The 2224-nt window shown below is 71.0% G+C and carries 2 protein-coding genes and 1 pseudogene; all 3 read right to left on the minus strand.

From position 1 onward, the window contains the following. Positions 1–355: AMP-binding protein (locus FUT87_RS31550; protein ID WP_404935349.1), on the minus strand; the 355-nt coding region annotated here is incomplete at its 3' end. Then, a pseudogene (locus FUT87_RS31555) lies at positions 335–1878 on the minus strand (condensation domain-containing protein); the annotation flags it as partial. The gene FUT87_RS31550 and the pseudogene FUT87_RS31555, both read right to left, overlap by 21 nt. Next, positions 1879–2224 (minus strand): phosphopantetheine-binding protein (locus tag FUT87_RS02540; protein WP_147239975.1); only part of this gene is annotated, 346 nt, incomplete at its 5' end.

A 2224-nucleotide genomic window follows, 5' to 3' on the forward strand; every position in this document is an offset into this window, starting at 1 on the left:
CGTAGGCGCCGCCGGCCTTCAGGATGGCCAGCACGCCGATCATCATCTCCAACGAGCGCTCGACGGCCAGTCCCACGCGCGAGTCCGGGCGCACGCCCAGCGCGATGAGCCGATGCGCCAGGCGGTTCGCACGCGCATTGAGCTGACCGCGAGTCAGCGCGCTCTGCCCAAAAACCAGCGCCGGTGCATGCGGATCGATCGCCGCTTGGCGCTCGATGAGACGGTGCATCGGCACGGCCTCCGCCACCTCATCGCCATTGACGCTCAGGCGCTCCAGCCGCTTGAGCTCCTCCGGCGACATCAGCGCCACGTCGCCGACGGCTCGCTCCGGCGTCGCGCTGATCGCTTCCAGCATGGCCACGAAATGCCCCACCATCCGCTCGATCGCCGCTGGCTCGAACAGCTCCGCCGCATAGCTGAAGCTCGCGCGCACCGTGCCCTCCGCGGTCTCGGTCGTCGTCAGCATCAACTCGAACTGGGCCGCCTGCTCCCCCAGCGCGTACGGCGTCAATCGCAATCCGGGCAGCGCCATGGGCCCCTGCGCGCCCGCGCTGCCATGGTTGAACATCACCTGGAACAGCGGATGCACGCCCAGCGTGCGCTCAGGCTGCAGCGCATCCACCAGTTGCTCGAACGGCAGATCCTGATGCGCCTGCGCGCCCAAGGCCGACTCCCGCGCCTGATCGAGCACCTCGCCCAGCGACCGACGTCCGTCCACGCGGTTGCGCAGCACCTGCGTGTTGACGAAAAAGCCGACCACGCCTTCGGTTTCCACCCGCTGCCGATTGGCGACCGGCACGCCGACGCGTACCTCCGCCAGCCCCGCATGGCGGCCGAGCACCGCCTGATAAGCAGCCAGTAGCGCCATGAACAGGGTCGCCCCCTGCGCCTGCGCGCGTGCCCGCAGGCCGCGCACCAGCGCCGCCGGCAGCTCCACGCCATGCTGCGCCGCCCGATAACGCCCATCGGCCCGCCGCGGGCGATCCGTCGGCAGCTGCAGCACCGGTTGCTCGCCCCCGAGCTGAGCCACCCAGTACGCCAGCTGCCGCTCCCGCTCACCGGCCTCCAGCCAGTGCCGCTGCCACGCGGCGTAGTCGGCGTACTGGATGGGCAGCGCGGGCATCGACGGCGTCTCGGCGCGGACCCGGGCGCCGTATTGCGCGATGAACTCGTCGACGATGACCTTCATCGACCAGGCGTCCGACACGATGTGATGCATCACGACGACGAGCACCTGCCGCCGCGCGCCTTGGCGCAGCAAGGCACCCGCAGCAGCGGGCCCCGCTCGAGGTCGAACGGCGTGTCGACCAGCCGGCGGACCTCCGCGCGGGTGCGGGACTTGATCGCATCATTGCCCTCGCGGCCCTCGCTGCCTTTGGCGCCCTCACCGCCCTCACCGCCCTCGCCCTCCCGCAGGTCGATCATCTCCAACCCGAAGCCGATGTCGCCGGCGGCGTGGACCCTCTGGACGACCTGTCCCTGGGCATCCGCATGGAAGGTCGTCCGCAGCGATTCATGGCGCGCCACCAGCGCCGCGAAGCTGTCGCGCATCGCGGCGGCATCCACCTCGCCCTCGAGCGTCAGCGCGCCGGACAAGTGATACGCGGTGCTCGTCCGATCCAGCGTCCACAGGAACCACTGCCGCAATTGCGCGAACGACAGCGGGCGCGTCTCGAGCGGCGCCGGCACGATCGGCAGCATCGCGAAGTCGATCCCCTGCGCCTTGAGCGCCTGCAGGAAGCCCCGCTGCTTCTCCGCCGGCAGACGCGCGAAGCGCTCGGCCAGCGCGCGCCGGGGATCGGCGGGCGGTGCGCTCGGAGCCTGGGCCGGGGCCGCGTCGGTCGTCGTGATCGTGTCGTTCTTGTCGAGGGTGCTCATTCAGTTCTCCCAGGTATCCAGCAGCGCAGCCATGCGATCGAGGTCCGCGCCCTGCGCGGCGGCCAGCGCCTCGCTCTCGCGCTGCACACGCGCGGCGGCATCGGCGAGCGTCGGGCTCTCGAAGTACGCGCGCAGCGGCAGTTGCACGCCAAAGCGGCGCTGCACCTTCATCTGCAGCTTCATCAAGGCCAGCGAGTGGCCGCCCAATTCGAAGAAGTTGTCGTCGCGCCCGACGCGCTCCACGGCCAGCGTCTCGGCCCACAGCGCGGCGAGCGCCGTCTCCGTTTCGCCGCGCGGCGGCTCATGCGGTCGTCCGGCATCGGCCTGCGGCGCCGGCAGCGCCTTG

The organism is Mitsuaria sp. TWR114, assembly GCF_007997345.1.